The organism is Thalassospira sp. MIT1004 (assembly GCF_001858545.1).
Taxonomy (GTDB): domain Bacteria; phylum Pseudomonadota; class Alphaproteobacteria; order Rhodospirillales; family Thalassospiraceae; genus Thalassospira; species Thalassospira xiamenensis.
In genome coordinates, this window is sequence record NZ_MCAO01000045.1 from 134,428 (window position 1) to 149,453 (window position 15,026).

Sequence of the window (15,026 nt, forward strand, 5' to 3'; positions counted from 1 at the left end):
CGGGCATGGCTATTCATTCCTGAATCCAACAGACTGGCAGCGTTCATAACTTTTGAAGTTTTTTCATATGCCGGTTCTGATCCTGCTTGTCAGCACAACAGTCGTCTGGGCGATGCTTCTGGTGTGCAACCGGATTGCATTGACAGCGTTTGATGTCGATGTTTATGCCATGACCTGCTGGCAGCTGGTTTTCGGCGGGCTGGCACTTGTGCTGATGGCACCAGGAAGGCTCATTCCGTGGCGGCAATTCACCTTGCCGATCAACTGGGCATATGGGGTTTTGCGCGTTCTGACCGGGGTCAGCTGGACCGCGGCACTGGTCTATATCAGCGCGCCTGAAAGCGGAATTTTATCACAAACCGGCATGCCGATGGCGGCCCTTGCCGCGGCCTTTATCCTTGGCCGCGCACCGGGCAAGGCGGAATGGTTCGGGCACACGATTCTGCTTGCCGGTGCCGGTTTTCTGGCGTGGCATCTGCCCGACGGCCTTGCCAACCCTGCGGTGTGGTTGATGCTGGCATCCGAGGTCACAGCGATTTTATCGTCGGTTCTGGCGGAAAAACACCCGGACAACCAGATCAAAGATGCGTGGTCCCATCTACGATTTACCGGGGTTTTGTTGCTGATTACCGCATCGGTATTTCTGATCTTCCCGCCGCTGATCGGCTTTATCAGCCCGGTTCCGATCCCCTATACCTCGCTTGAGGGGTTCCTTGGGACAGAAACCATACTGGCCGGCCTGATCCTTGGCACCTTGTTGCGCGGACCGGCGATGGTCTTGACATTGCGGTCGATCAAGACCGCCGGGATCGAAAAATACATTCTTGCGACCAGTATCCTGCCCTTCATCCTTCTGGGCCTTGAAATGCTGGCCGCGCGATTTGACCTGACGCCAGCCCCCACCCATGACAGCGTTTTCTGGATTTCGGCCCTTCTGGTGATGCTGGGCATTATTCAGATCACCTATTCGAAACGTCGCCATTCCAGACGCCTGAAGGCGCTTGGTGCAACCACCCCGGCCGGGGCAGCCCCCACTGCCCCGGCCTGAGAACGAAAAGAACAATAAGCCCCCCTTGCGCCACCAATGCAGGGTCGCCCGGCGGTCAGGAGCCCCTTTCTTCTGACCGCATCCCCAAACGGCCAGCCTCCCAAAAAATTGGCCGTCCGACCCTGTTTCCATCCGGTGGTCTCCCTTCCGGATGGACCGAAACGCCCGGGTTCCCCGCCCGGGCGTTTCCTGTTTAATGGCAACGGATACTTCCCGATAAGATTGCCCCAAACAAGCACCTGAAACTTGAAATTGATACCGCCGTAAATTGGCCTAAACTGTCTGCACCAAGACCGGGCAATAACGGGCCAAGCAAGCACCCAAAAAAGGGGCGCAAACAGAGCGGGGATTTCCAATGGCAAGTCTGCAACAGCCGGACAATTACGAAACACTCAAATCCAAAATCGATACGGCCGCCATCGTCGGCCATACCACCGACAACACGGCGAAAATCTGGGTAAGGGCCTATATGACCGGGCGCTGGACACTGATTGTCAGTGTGCAAAAACTACCCGAGGATGCCTATGATCTGTCAGGCAAAAGCCTTGCTGCTATGAAGGCCGCAAACAGTGATATCGTTTTTATGGAAGAACGCGAATTCACCCGTGAAACCGACCTGACCATGACGTTCGAGGTAGACAACCTTGAACCAGATACCCGCTATTACTATTACCTTGCATCGGACAAGCTTGATCTTGAGCGCTGCATCGAGATGGGCGGCGAACATGATTACTGGTTCCGGACATTGCCCAAAAACCCGCAGTCATTGCAGTTCGGGTTTTATTCCTGCCACGACCCGTTTAGTGTCAAACCCAACAGCGAAGGCGCATGGGACAAGTTTTATGATGTCCTGAACGAACGCCGTGCGGATTTTGTCATTGGCGGCGGCGATCAGGTTTATTGTGATACCAATCACGCATCGCGCATGCAAGACGTCTGGGTGTGGCTAAAGAATAACAAAAACGCCTTGCTGGCCGCCTATAGCACACCTGATGGCAACCTCGACGAACCCGCGATCATCGATTATTTCACCAAGCTTTATCGCACCTATTACCGGATTTACTGGCAGTTCGAACATCTGCTGTCTGTTTACCGGCGTTTCCCGCAATACATGATATGGGACGATCACGAGATCATGGACGGCTGGGGCTCGCTGACCGCGGATGAGCGCAAGGCCAAGCTCGCCAATTTCTTTCAGGATGATGACGAGGACGCCAATTACGCGCTTGTAATGCTGATGTTCAAGGCCGCAGCGCGGGCCTATCTTGAATATCAGCATGCGCATAACCCTGACAGCATGATCGTCAATGGCGATCCCGATGCCAGCCACTGGGATTATAAATTCGATCAGGGAGCCTATGGCTTTTACATGCTTGACGTGCGCGGCCATCACGATTGTGAATTACCCGACGGACAGCGATTATTGGGGGCGGAACAGTTCGAACGCTTCAAAAGCTGGATCAATTCGGCCGCAACCAAAAAGAAAAAGGCGATCTTTATCTGTTCGCCCGTGCCCGTCGTGCACTGGACGGAAAGTGCCGTAAACACGCTCGATTTTGGCGGTCAAAAGGATGATTTCATGGATGAATGGGGCCATGAAACCAACCACAAGGAACGCAATGCGATGCTTGAATTGCTGCTGGCGCGATCCGCTGAAAGCAGCATCCCGATTGTGATCCTGAGCGGGGATGTCCATTGCGCCAGCGCATTTCAGATCACGCATGGCAAAACCTATCCCGGGGCACGGTTGTTCAATGTAACGTCAAGTGCGATTTCACGCAAACCGGCACCGGGCATTGCCACCGCCGCCATGCAAAAATCGGCCGATATAGACGGGTTCGATGGCGGTCGGTTTGAACAGATGTTCCGTTTTGCCGGGGAAAACAATTTCGCGCTGATCAATGCCGATTGCCGGGATGGTGACCTCAAAATAAGCGCCACCCTTTACTGGGCCGAACCCGGATCGGAAAGTGTCACACAGAAGGTGATCAAGCTGGTTGGCTAGAAAAAACCGGTCCCCGGGGGAACGGGGACCGGTCAGGCCGCACTCAAGCTTTCGCTTGCGGGGTCGGGGGAACGATGTGCGGCCTTTTCTGTCTGGTTGGGGAATATCCTGTTTTCAGTGTGAGTCGACGGATGGTTTGCCCGATCCTGCCGGACGTGCGAGCGGCAGAAGCAGCAAAGCCAGAATGAAGATGCCCGCCATGGCAAGCTGCACGTCGTTGAACGAAATCATGCTGGCTTCGCGCGTGACGATATTGACGATGGATTTCATCGCACTAGCCTGTGGGTCGGGCAGCCCCATGGCACCGTATCGTGCCGTCATTGTCGCCAGATAATTCTGGAAGGCCGTGCTTGATGTATTGATATGTTCGGCCAGATGGGCGAAATGCAGGTCGGTGCGTTTATCAAGCATGGTGTTGATCGCAGCCAAGCCAATCGCCCCGCCAAGGTTGCGCATCAGGTTATAAAGGCCGCTGGCGTTTTTGATCTTTTCCGCTGGCAGGGTGCCAAGTGCCAGATTGGTGATCGGCAGCATGCAGAACATCAGGGCAAAACCACGCACAGCCTGCGGCAGGATCAGTTCGTGAAACGATACCTGACTGTTCTGAAAACCGTTCAGGGCAACCCCCACCGCAAACAACGCCAGACCAAAGCCCAGCACGACACGCGCAGGCAATCTGGCCGTCAGTTTCCCGGCAATCGGGGCAGAAATGAACTGGCAAATGCCGGTGACCGCCATGATGGTGCCGATTTCCAGACTGTCATAGCCGCGCACACGGCTTAGCAACAGCGGCAGGATATAGACACTGCCATAAAGCCCGATGCCAAGAGTGAAACTGAAGATGCAGCCCATGGCAAAGTTGCGATCCCTGAACGAGCGCAGATCGACAATCGGATGATCATAGGTGAACATCCGCCGGAAGAAGTAGAGTCCCGAAATCACGCAGATCACGGCACCATAAACAATGGCGCGTTCATCAAACCAGTCATCTTTTGGGCCCTCGTCCAGCACATATTCCAGACTGCCGAGAAAGGCTGCCATCGCAAGCAATCCGCGCAGATCAAAGCCACGGAGCAGCGACCGATCGCCACGATCAACATCAAGCGTTACCGCGACGACAAGCGCGATCAGCATGCCCGGCACAACATTGATCAGAAACAGCCAGTGCCAAGAAAACGACTGCGTCAGATAACCGCCCAAAGTCGGCCCCACAGTCGGCGCCATAGTGGCAATCAGGCCAATCATCACCGAGGCGGTATTCCGTTTATCCGCCGGGAAAATGATATAGGTCGTGGCAAACACGGTCGGGATCATCGCCCCGCCAAGAAAACCCTGCGCGGCACGGAACCAGATCATGCTTTCGATTGACCAGGCACAGGCCGAGGCGATGCTGAAAATCGTAAAACCGATTGCAGAGGCAACAAAAAGCCAGCGGGTTGAGATCAGGCGTGACAGGAAACCCGAAAGCGGGATCATGACGACTTCTGCAATCAGGTAACTGGTCTGGACCCAGCCGATTTCATCGGGGCTTGCTGACAGACCGGCCTGAATGTTTTCAAGCGAGCTTGCGACGATCTGGATGTCAAGGATCGCCAGAAACATGCCAACCACCATCGCAACCCAGCCAATAAACTTGATGGTATCGACATGCTGCACCGGATCATCGGGCCGGGCTATGGAACCGGGGCTGGTGGCGGCACTGCTCATTTCAGTTGCGCTCCGAGAGTTCCGGGGTCGGCGTTACAACACTTGCAAGGCCGGAACCCGCCGCATGCTCAGCACCGTCGCCATCACGCACATCGACATTCACAACAACCGACAGGCCGGGGCGCATGGCCTTGGCAAGGTCGCTGTTATCAAGGGCAATACGCACCGGGACACGCTGCGTGATTTTGGTGAAGTTGCCGGTGGCATTTTCCGGCGGCAGCAAGCTGAACTGCGCACCGGTGGCAGGGGCAAAGCTTTCGATCCGGCCGGTGATATCGGCATCGGGAAAGGCATCGACTTCTATCCGGACCTTCTGGCCAGGTGCCATATGGCCGATCTGGGTTTCCTTGAAATTGGCCACAACATAAACACCCGGAAGCGGCACAAGCACGAGCAACTGCTCGCCGGGCTGAACCAGTGCGCCGGTCTGAACCGACCGATTGCCGATCACACCGTCAAAGGGCGCATAGATGCGGGTATCGTCCAACGCCTGCTGCGCGATATCGCGCGCGGCTTCGGCCTGTGAGACGGCACGTTCGGCTTCGACCTTCTGCGCACGCAGAACGCCGATCCGCCCCTGCTCGACCGCAAGGGTCGCATTGGCGGCGGCCACCTGTGCCTGTGCTGTTTGACGGTCGGCCTTGGCGTAATCGAATTTCTGGCGGCTGGCCGCCCCCTTTTTCACCAGATCCTCGTAACGCGTATAATCCTCGGACGTGCGATCGAGTTCGACCTTTGCAATGCGGACATTGGCCGCCGCCTGATCGATGGCGGCCATCTGAAGGGTGATCTGCTCGTCCATGGTCCGAACCGCGGCACGGCGCGCATCAAGGGCAGCCTCGGCCTGTTTCAGTTCGGCACGATAATCTTCGTCCTTGATGGACAACATCAGTTCGCCCTTGCGCACAGGCTGGTTTTCGGCAACCCGAAGGTCGCCGACATATCCTGAAACCTTTGGCGAAATTGCGACTTCGTCAGCCTGTAAATAGGCATTATCGGTCGATTCGTGGTACTGACCCTCAGTCACCCAGTAGAACCCGTAATACCCACCGCCACCGATAATCGCCACAGCGACCAGGGGCAGTATGACTTTTTTCACACTCATCGTCTGTTTGATCCTTTTGGTATTGATTAGTACCATTTGAACCCTTATGGTACCAAACAGTACCAAACGTCAAGTGCAGAATTGGAACAGTTGCTTGTCCGAAACGCGAAATATCGACCCGAGAACCCTGAAACGTCGCGAAGCGCTGATTGATGCGGCCCGTGAACTTTTTTGCGAACATGGCCTTTCGGGCACGACACTTGAAATGATCACCGCCGAAGCTGGCGGCTCCCGGCGAACAATTTACGAATTGTTCGGCAACAAGGACGGTGTATTCGAAGCGGTGATTCGCAATTGCACGGGACGTGTGGTTGCTGTCATGGCCGATCTGGAATTGTCACAGATGCCGCTGCGGGCGGCCCTGATCCATTTTGGCGAAACGCTGATGACGCTTCTGACCACGCCGGAAACCATTCGCTATATGCGGCTGTTCCTGTCCGAAGTTCCGCGGTTCCCGCATCTGGGCAAGGTGTTTTATGAAAGCGGCTTGATGAGCGGCCGCCGGATCATCACATCCTACTTCGAACGCCAGATGGAAGAAGACAACTTCCCCAAAAGCGATCCGAAACAGGCCGCCGTGTTTTTCACAAGCCTGCTTAAGGCCGATTACGATTTCCGGCAGATGACCTATGTCGGCTGGGAACCACACGCAAAGGATTTGCACACCCATGTAATTGCGGCGGTCGATATGTTCTTGCGCGGATACGGAATAGACCCGGCCACGGTTGACCAGAAAACCCCGGCGCAGGCATAAGCCTGCGCACCGAACGACTTCCGGTTCAGAACATGACCAGCAGGCGATAGGCAATCGGCCCCATCATCGTGATCACCCCGATCCAGACAAGCGCAAGGCCCCATCCCCTGTCGCGGAAGCTGTATCCAACGCCCAAAAGGCAGAAGCCGACAATGCAGAGCGCGATGATGATGTTGGTTTCATAAGGCAGGTTCATGGCAGCCCCCATATGGTTCCGGTTTGACGGTGCCGGAGTCTTCCCCCTGAACCCGACAAATGCGAGTTTGACCCATTCCATAACCTTTTTCTTTGATCAGGATCATATGCCGTCACATGCCATGTCCCCTGCCCGTGGGATGCGCATTAATTCAGGGAATGGTGTAAATATCGGGCAAACCAGCGTTTTCTAGAGTAGCATCAACATCGGCCAAGGCACAAAAACCCAACAATTTCGGCCTTGCGCGAAAGTCTTAACAAGGATGTTGCGCCGCCCTCTTTGATTTTCTGATTTCATCCTGTATGTTGCGCTCTCCCGACGCGGCCAGGGCGCTCCCTCGCGCGCCGGATGAAATGTCAAATGGCAGCCGCGCTGTATCCTGGCCGCGGCCAGAAAGGGAGTATTCCATGAGCAAGATTCAAGTGAAGAATCCCGTCGTCGAGCTCGACGGCGACGAAATGACCCGGATCATCTGGGACTTCATTAAAACCAAACTTATCCTGCCGTATCTCGACATCGATCTTAAATATTACGATCTGTCGGTTCAGAAACGTGACGAAACCAACGACCAGATCACCATTGATGCAGCAAATGCCATCAAGGAACATCGTGTTGGCGTCAAATGCGCGACCATCACGCCTGACGAGCAGCGCGTCGAGGAATTCGGCCTGAAGAAAATGTGGAAGTCGCCGAACGGCACCATCCGCAACATCATCGGCGGTACAGTTTTCCGCCAGCCGATCATCTGCTCGAACGTTCCGCGTCTGGTTCCGGGCTGGACCCAGCCGATTGTTATCGGTCGTCATGCTTTTGGTGATCAGTACCGTGCGACCGACTTCAAGGTTCCGGGTGCAGGCAAACTGACCATCAAGTTCCAGCCGGCAGACGGCGGCGAGCCTATCGAACACGAAGTCTTCGACTTCCCGTCTTCGGGCGTTGCCATGTCGATGTACAACCTTGATGACAGCATCATCGGTTTCGCACGCGCCTGCATGAACTATGGTCTTGCTCTTGGCTGGCCGGTTTACCTGTCGACCAAGAACACGATCATGAAAGCCTATGACGGCCGCTTCAAGGATCTGTTCGAGGAAGTCTTCCAGAACGAATTTGCCGACAAATTCAAGGCTGCTGGCATCACCTATGAACACCGCCTGATCGATGACATGGTTGCATGCGCGATGAAGTGGAATGGTGGTTTCGTCTGGGCTTGTAAGAACTATGACGGCGACGTTCAGTCTGACACCGTCGCACAGGGCTTTGGCTCGCTTGGTCTGATGACCTCTGTTCTGATGACGCCGGATGGGCAGACCGTAGAAGCAGAAGCAGCACACGGCACCGTCACCCGCCACTATCGTCAGCACCAGCAGGGCAAAGAAACCTCGACCAACCCGATCGCGTCGATCTTTGCCTGGACGCAGGGCCTGAAATACCGTGGCGAGTTCGATGATACGCCGGAAGTCGTGAAATTTGCCGAAACCCTTGAAAAAGTCTGCGTCGACACCGTCGAAGCCGGCTTCATGACCAAGGATCTGGCGCTGCTGATCGGTCCGAACCAGAAATGGCTGACCACCACGCAGTTCCTCGACAAACTTGACGAAGGCCTGAAAGTTGCCATGGGCTGATTGCCCGGCATCTTACCAGAATGATGAAACCCCGTCGGTGCGAACTGGCGGGGTTTGTCGCATTTTATGGATGTTTTTTTTTCAGGAAGCCGCCGCCGCACGGACGAAACGGCCACGCTGATAATCGTCGAAGGCCTGCATCAGTTCCTGTTTGCTGCTCATGACGAACGGGCCATAGCGAACAACCGGTTCGTGCAGCGGACGGGCCGCAATCAGAAGCATTCGCCCGCCTTCGGGGCCGCCTTTAAGGGTGATGCTGTCACCGTCTTCAAGCACGGCCAGATGATGCGTGGTGATGGCTTTATCTGCAACAATCGCATCCCCGATAAAGACATAAACCATGGCCGCGTGGCCTTCAGGCACCGGCAGGGTCACCTCGCGACCAGCCGCCAGTTTGGCATCAATAAAGACCGGTTTGGTGGCAATCCCGTTAACCGGGCCGGTTTTGTCCATGAATTCACCCGCGACAAGGCGCAGATCAACACCGTCTTCGGGGCTGAATTCGGCAACGTCGCGGCCTTCAATATTCTGGTAACGCGGGGTAACCATCTTGTCCTTGGCCGGCAGATTGATCCAAAGCTGGAACCCCTGCAAAAGACCGTTTTCCTGTTCCGGGCTTTCGGAATGCAAAATCCCGCTGCCGGCGGTCATCCACTGCACACCACCCGAACGCAGAACACCTTCATTACCCATGCTGTCCTTATGACGCATGGCACCTTCGACCATATAGGTCACGGTTTCAAAACCACGATGCGGGTGTTCGGGGAAACCGGCAATATATTCGTCAGCATTGTCGGTTGAAATGGAATCGAGCATCAGAAACGGATCAAGCATATCAAGCTGCGGCGATCCAACCGACCGTTTAAGCGATACGCCTGCCCCGTCGGATGTGTCCATCGCGCGAAGTACGCGCGCAACACCACGCGGTTTTTTGCCCTGTTCAGACATCAGGTCCTCCTGTCAGCAGCCGGGAATCTATCGGGCTGCGATCTGTGAAACTTCATATCCCCCAATTTGGCAGAAAACTGTCGCGAAACAATGGCCAATCAAGCATCGAATTGTTTCCCATAACACCCCAATCAATCAAAAAGGCACGAACATCATAGCAAATGTTCGTGCCTCTAAATGTATCGGGGCCGCGCAGATAACCCGCACGGCCCTGATATCGAACGCAATCAATGATTATCCAGCCAGCTTTGCCGCCAGTTCAGCAACGTGTTTGCCCTGGAATTTTGCAATATCAAGCTCGTTGGTCGAAGGCGTGCGCGAACCATCCGCCCCGGCAAGCGTTCCCGCGCCATAGGGCGAACCACCAGTAATTTCGTCCATATTGGTCAGCCCCGAACAGCTATAGGGCACACCGACAATCACCATGCCATGATGAAGCAATGTCGTATGGGTCGTGACAATCGTGGTTTCCTGACCGCCATGCTGGGTCCCGGTCGAGGTAAAGACCGAACCGATTTTGCCGATCAGTTTGCCTTTGGCCCACAAACCACCGGTCTGATCAAGGAAGGTGCGCATCTGGCCGGGCATATTGCCAAACCGTGTCGGAACGCCAAAGATGATCGCATCATATTCCGGAAGATCGTCAACTTTCGCCACCGGAGCCACCTGGTCAAGCTTGGCACCAGCACCTTTGGCGACATCTTCGGGCATGGTTTCAGGAACGCGCATGACGTCAACATGCGTACCGGCAACACCACGTGCGCCTTCGGCCACGGCATTTGCCATGGTTTCGATATGTCCGTACATCGAATAATAAAGAACCAGAACCTTGGCCAATTTTGCCTCCTTGAGTTGAAAATCCGTCGCCATCAGCATGCGACAACTGCCGCCTGACGGAAACAGTCAGATTGGAAACAGTCTATTTCGCTTAACCTACCCGGATCAGAACGCGCGCATTCCGGAACTGTTCCAGACCGCGACATACCAGCGTAGTCAGTCCTGCTGCGGTCGCACCGCCAGATATTCGACAACCTGATCGGGGAAATCGGTAAAGATGCCATCAATCCCGGCATCGTCAAAGATCGCCTTAAGCGCGATATCCATATCGCCCGCCCATTTCGGCAACTGGTCAGCCCGCAGGGTATAGGGATGGACTTTCAACTGCGCACGCTGGGCGGCTATCAGCGTTGGCGTCATGATCGCTGTGCCATCGGCACTAAGCCCTTCGATGACCTGTGGCAACCAAGGGCCAAGACCATCCACCACAGTTGCCATTTCGGCCACACCATCATCGGTTTTCAGATAATCGTAGTCCGTGCCGTCGGGCGCACCCCATTTGTTTTCACCCAGCAACTGAACCAGCTTGCCCTGATATTTCAGATCATTCCGGATACGCTTGGTTTCGGCCCAGTCGAAGCTCTGAACAAAGGAATTGGATTCCGGCGTGCCATAACCCCAATGTTCCATGATCTTGATGACCGCAGCAGTCACATCCTGCCCTTCGGACTTGTGCCAGGCCGGGTCCTTGATTTCCGGATAGATGCCGACATCGCGCCCGGTTGATTTGTTAAGTCCCCGGATCATGGCGATTTCTTCTTCAAAGGTCGGGATTTTGAAGATGGCGTATTCGCCGGGGAAACGGTTCGGATAAACCTGCTCACCGGTCTCGGCTTTGAACCGTTCGGTAACGTTCAGACTTTTGAGTTCTTCCAGCGTGAAATCAATCGCGTAATAACGGCCATCTTCACGTTTGCGGTCGGGGAATTTCTTGGCAACGTCAGTCGTGGTATCGATATGGATGTCATGCAGGACAACCGGCACGCCGTCCTTGGACATCACCACATCCTGTTCGATGAAATCCGCCCCCATGCCATATGCCAGCGCCTTTGCCGGAAGGGTATGTTCAGGCAGATAGCCCGAAGCGCCGCGATGGGCGATCACAACCCTTTCAAGGGTACTGTCCTGTGCCATTGCCGGTGTAATCGACAATGGCAGAACGGCAAGTGCAGCTCCCAGAATGGCCGCGCGCGCAGATTTCATCAGCATCCCATAACTCCTTATTTCCGCATAAGTTTTGCCCAGCATAGTGACGAAACGATGCGGCAGGAACAAGGCAGAAGGCGATAGCGCAAAGTTTCACGCAACTGTTACGCTTGATTGCCTTCTGTGGATTGCTTTGCAACGGGTTGATCAGTCCAAAAGCTCGCCCGCGATTTCGGCAAGAAAATCGGGCAGCACATGATAGGCATAAGGCGCATAAAGCCGTTCATGACGTTGATGATATTCCCGGCCCCATGGGCCGATATTGACCACCGGATAGCTCAGTGCATTTGCAACCGGGCGATCCACCAGTTCGGCAATCGGGGTGCTGGCGGCAATGACTTCGGTATCGCCGGCATCGGTCGCATGACCGAAAAAGCTCATATCCGATATACCCATGAAATAACCGCGGTCACAAATTTGCGTTTCGTGACGGGCCTCTATCGTGGCGCGGGCACGGCTGATCGCATCCAGAAACTGCCGGTCCATATCCTTTGCGCGATCAACATGAACAGCCGGATAATGCAAACCGGCCATACCGGTTACCACGGCAGGGCCGCGCAGATGTGCCTCGGCCAGCATGGCACGGACCAGAATGCGGGTGCGGTTCAGCGGATTGTTATCCTGTGCCGTTTCAAGGGCCACCGCATCGATCCGGTCAAGCGCATCGCTGCCGCCGGATGCAAAGGCCATATCACGCAATTGGGCAACCGTTACCATGCGCAAGGGTGGTAAAGCTGCCGGGGCAGCCTGCCCGTTGGATTTGGCATAGCGGGCTGCGTTGCTGGCAAATCGTTCAAGTGCGCGTTTTCCGGCATCCTTTACGATGGAGGTGAAATCGCCCATCAGCTCGGCACAGCTTTTCCCCATCACCAGCCAGTTAAACGCCATCCAGACATGTTCAGGCGTGGTGACTTCGTAGATATCGCGCACATCCCGGGCCTCAAGACAGACCGGGGGTGGTGCGGTTTCATGCATGCCGCGATCACACAGGTTACTATTGGCCTCGATCGCCTGCATGATTTCCGATGCGATCACATGGGCGGAAACACCATCAAACGGATAACCGACATGGGTTGGCAAACCCGCCACCAGGGCAAAGGGCAAAAGCTTCCCGACCGAGCCATGGAAAATTGCGCGCCCTGCCTCGCCATTTCCAAGGTCACTGCTGGCGTCCAGATTGATCCCGCCGACAATGTCGAGGTTCCATCGCCCGGCCAATTCCGGCAACGCATTGCGCAGGCTGCGCATACCGCATGAATTGCGTTCTTCATCCGGGGTCAGGAATAGGACGACATTGCCCTGCCGATCCGGTTGCTGGCTGAAATGTTCCAGAAATGCAATGCCCGCCGCATCGCCGCTTTTCATATCAAGCAATCCGCGCCCCGGGATGAAATCTCCTGTCTGAAAATCGCGAAGAGCAAGTGCCTCGGCATCGCTAAGATTTTCCCGACTGGACAGATCGGCAATCAGGGCCTCGCACAGCGCATCGGGTTCAAAAGCCAGATGTTTCAGATCATGATAATTTTCAATCGAAACCACATCAAAATGCCCGGCCATTGCCATTGTCTTGCGCCCGGTTCCCCGCACCAGTGCGACAACACTTTTTGCCATCCGGCTGCCCCCCGCTACCGGATGGCTGTCGATCACGGCGATATTGTCGGGGTTATCCTGAAAATAAGGAATTTCATGCAAAATATCGATGATCAGCCCTGCGATATCGGCTTCCCCGGCACTGCCGGTAACACTGCCAAAACGGGTCAGACGGTCGGCGATTTCAGCAGTACGGGCATAAGGTGCCCATCGTTCTTCCGGCATGGTCATTTGTTTGCTCCCTGATGACTTGGCAGCAGAATAAGCTTTGCCGAAATCAGTTAAAATGCCAGTTTGATACAATTTTCGATTGGAAATTGATGATTTCATCAGGATAATTGACGAAATCATTAAACCGGAAAGAAATTATGGATGATCTTGACCGCCGCCTTCTTGCCGAATTGCGCATCAATGCGCGTGCATCCGTCCCGAAACTGGCGCAGCTTTTAGGGGTTGCCGCCGGAACGGTTAAAACCCGCATGGACCGCCTGATCGATCAGGGGGTGATTGCCGGGTTCACAGTACGTCTGCGTGATGACGCAGCCGATGGGACCGTCCGGGGCGTGATGATGATCGAGTTATCGGGCAAGAATGTAAAAACGCTGGTCGCGAGCCTACGCAAAAATCTTGGCTTTGCCGCCCTTCACACCACCAATGGCGAATGGGACCTGATCGCGGAAATTCAAGTCCCCGCCCTTTCGGATTTTCATCAGGTTGTCACGACCGTGCGCGCCATGGAAGGCATTGCCAAAACCCAAAGCTATCTGTTTCTGGGGCCTGCCTGAAATATCGGATAAGCAAAGGCCGACAGGCATTTAACGGTTTAGCGCACCGGTCATCCGATCAAGTCCCTCAAGGGTTAGCGGATACATCCGGCCTTCCATCAGCTTGTGCATGATCTGGATCGAGCCGTGATATTGCCACCAGTTTTCCGCCTGCGGATTGATCCAGGCGGCATGTTGGAAATGATCAAGAAGACGTTGCATCCAGACCGCCCCGGCTTCGGCATTCCAATGTTCGACCGAACCACCGGGATAGGTGATTTCATAGGGACTCATGGTGGCATCGCCAACAATCACCAGCTTGTAATCCGCACCATAGGTCCGGATTACATCCCATGTTGAAACCTGATCGGTGCGGCGGCGCGCATTGTCCTTCCAAAGCCCCTCATAGGGGCAGTTGTGGAAGTAATAATATTCCAGATGCTTGAATTCGGTTTTGACCGCGGAAAACAGTTCCTCGCAGACCTTGATATGGTCATCCATCGACCCGCCAATATCAAACAGCATCAGGACCTTGACCGCATTATGCCGTTCGGGCCGCATTTGAACATCAAGCCACCCCTGACGGGCAGTGGATGAAATGGTACCAGGCAGATCAAGCTCATCTGCCGCCCCGGTCCGCGCCCATTTGCGCAAACGCCGCAGGGCCACCTTGATATTGCGCGTGCCGATTTCGACACTGTCATCAAGGTTTTTAAACTCGCGTTTGTCCCAAACCTTGACCGCGCGCCGATGGCGGGATTTATCCTGCCCGATCCGCACCCCTTCGGGGTTATAGCCATAGGCGCCAAAGGGCGATGTCCCGGCGGTGCCGATCCATTTATTGCCACCCTGGTGACGGCCTTTCTGTTCCTCAAGCCGCTGTTTAAGGGTTTCCATCAGCTTTTCCCAACCGCCAAGCGCCTCGATCTCGGCCTTTTCCGAGTCGGTCAGGAATTTTTCGGCAAGCTTGCGCAGCCATTCTTCGGGAATGTCAGCCTTGGCAACTTCATCCATGCCGTCAGCCAGATCAATCACACCCTTGAAATGGGCGCCAAAGACCTGATCGAACCGATCAAGATGGCGTTCGTCTTTCACCAGTGCTGCGCGCGCCAGGTAATAGAAATCCTCGACCGCATAGTTCGCAAGGCCCTTTTCGACGGCCTCCAGCAGCGTCAGATATTCGCGCAAACTGACCGGAACTCGGGCCTCTTTCAGCTTATAGAAAAAGCCGGTGAACATGATGG

The 15,026-nt window shown here is 55.0% G+C and carries 13 protein-coding genes; 5 read left to right on the forward strand and 8 right to left on the reverse strand.

Going from position 1 to position 15,026, the window contains the following annotated elements:
* Positions 1–67: 67 nt before the first annotated feature.
* Both BC440_RS19360 and BC440_RS19365 read left to right on the forward strand, forming a co-directional pair.
* A complete protein-coding gene (locus BC440_RS19360; protein WP_071241020.1) occupies positions 68–1,048 on the forward strand; it encodes an EamA family transporter in 981 nt (326 codons plus the stop codon).
* A 355-nt stretch (positions 1,049–1,403) separates the two neighbouring features.
* Positions 1,404–3,053, forward strand: a complete 1,650-nt coding sequence (locus tag BC440_RS19365; protein ID WP_071241021.1) for an alkaline phosphatase D family protein — start codon at positions 1,404–1,406, stop codon at positions 3,051–3,053.
* A 114-nt stretch (positions 3,054–3,167) separates the two neighbouring features.
* Here the strand turns inward: BC440_RS19365 and BC440_RS19370 are convergent, their stop codons facing one another.
* Together BC440_RS19370 and BC440_RS19375 are read right to left on the reverse strand one after the other, a co-directional pair.
* Positions 3,168–4,760 (reverse strand): DHA2 family efflux MFS transporter permease subunit, encoded by a 1,593-nt coding sequence (locus BC440_RS19370; RefSeq protein WP_071241022.1) that lies wholly within the window; start codon positions 4,758–4,760, stop codon positions 3,168–3,170.
* Between the two features lies 1 nt (position 4,761).
* Positions 4,762–5,865 (reverse strand): HlyD family secretion protein, encoded by a 1,104-nt coding sequence (locus BC440_RS19375; protein ID WP_247643613.1) that lies wholly within the window; start codon positions 5,863–5,865, stop codon positions 4,762–4,764.
* Positions 5,866–5,959: 94 nt separating this feature from the next.
* On the opposite strand from BC440_RS19375, the gene BC440_RS19380 reads away from it, so the two are divergent.
* Positions 5,960–6,619: a TetR/AcrR family transcriptional regulator gene (locus BC440_RS19380; protein ID WP_071241024.1), complete on the forward strand. Its 660-nt coding sequence runs from the start codon at positions 5,960–5,962 to the stop codon at positions 6,617–6,619.
* 25 nt (positions 6,620–6,644) lie between these two features.
* Here the strand turns inward: BC440_RS19380 and BC440_RS23005 are convergent, their stop codons facing one another.
* On the reverse strand, positions 6,645–6,896 hold the full coding sequence (locus BC440_RS23005; protein WP_139192151.1) for a hypothetical protein: 252 nt from the start codon (positions 6,894–6,896) through the stop codon (positions 6,645–6,647).
* Between the two features lie 326 nt (positions 6,897–7,222).
* Between BC440_RS23005 and BC440_RS19390 the strand changes: the two genes are divergently transcribed.
* The gene (locus BC440_RS19390; RefSeq protein ID WP_071241026.1) at positions 7,223–8,437 is read left to right on the forward strand and encodes an NADP-dependent isocitrate dehydrogenase; all 1,215 of its coding nucleotides are present in this window, start codon (positions 7,223–7,225) and stop codon (positions 8,435–8,437) included.
* Between the two features lie 81 nt (positions 8,438–8,518).
* Here the strand turns inward: BC440_RS19390 and BC440_RS19395 are convergent, their stop codons facing one another.
* From BC440_RS19395 to BC440_RS19410, 4 genes are all read right to left on the reverse strand, one after another.
* A complete protein-coding gene (locus tag BC440_RS19395; protein ID WP_037990255.1) occupies positions 8,519–9,385 on the reverse strand; it encodes a pirin family protein in 867 nt (288 codons plus the stop codon).
* A gap of 234 nt (positions 9,386–9,619) precedes the next feature.
* Complete coding sequence (wrbA, locus tag BC440_RS19400) at positions 9,620–10,222, reverse strand: NAD(P)H:quinone oxidoreductase (RefSeq protein ID WP_007090544.1); 603 nt, start codon at positions 10,220–10,222, stop codon at positions 9,620–9,622.
* Positions 10,223–10,378: 156 nt separating this feature from the next.
* Positions 10,379–11,431 carry a glycerophosphodiester phosphodiesterase gene (glpQ, locus tag BC440_RS19405; protein ID WP_083379446.1) on the reverse strand — a complete coding sequence of 351 codons (1,053 nt, stop codon included), beginning with the start codon at positions 11,429–11,431 and terminating at the stop codon, positions 10,379–10,381.
* Positions 11,432–11,575: 144 nt separating this feature from the next.
* Positions 11,576–13,249 carry a M20/M25/M40 family metallo-hydrolase gene (locus BC440_RS19410; RefSeq protein ID WP_071241027.1) on the reverse strand — a complete coding sequence of 558 codons (1,674 nt, stop codon included), beginning with the start codon at positions 13,247–13,249 and terminating at the stop codon, positions 11,576–11,578.
* 137 nt (positions 13,250–13,386) lie between these two features.
* Here BC440_RS19410 and BC440_RS19415 point away from each other — a divergent pair, with 137 nt between their 5' ends.
* Positions 13,387–13,803, forward strand: coding sequence for an Lrp/AsnC family transcriptional regulator (locus BC440_RS19415; RefSeq protein ID WP_071241028.1), 417 nt, complete (start codon positions 13,387–13,389; stop codon positions 13,801–13,803).
* A gap of 30 nt (positions 13,804–13,833) precedes the next feature.
* Here BC440_RS19415 and BC440_RS19420 read toward each other — a convergent pair whose 3' ends face one another.
* On the reverse strand, positions 13,834–15,021 hold the full coding sequence (locus BC440_RS19420) for a VWA domain-containing protein (protein ID WP_071241029.1): 1,188 nt from the start codon (positions 15,019–15,021) through the stop codon (positions 13,834–13,836).
* Between the last annotated feature and the right edge of the window lie 5 nt (positions 15,022–15,026).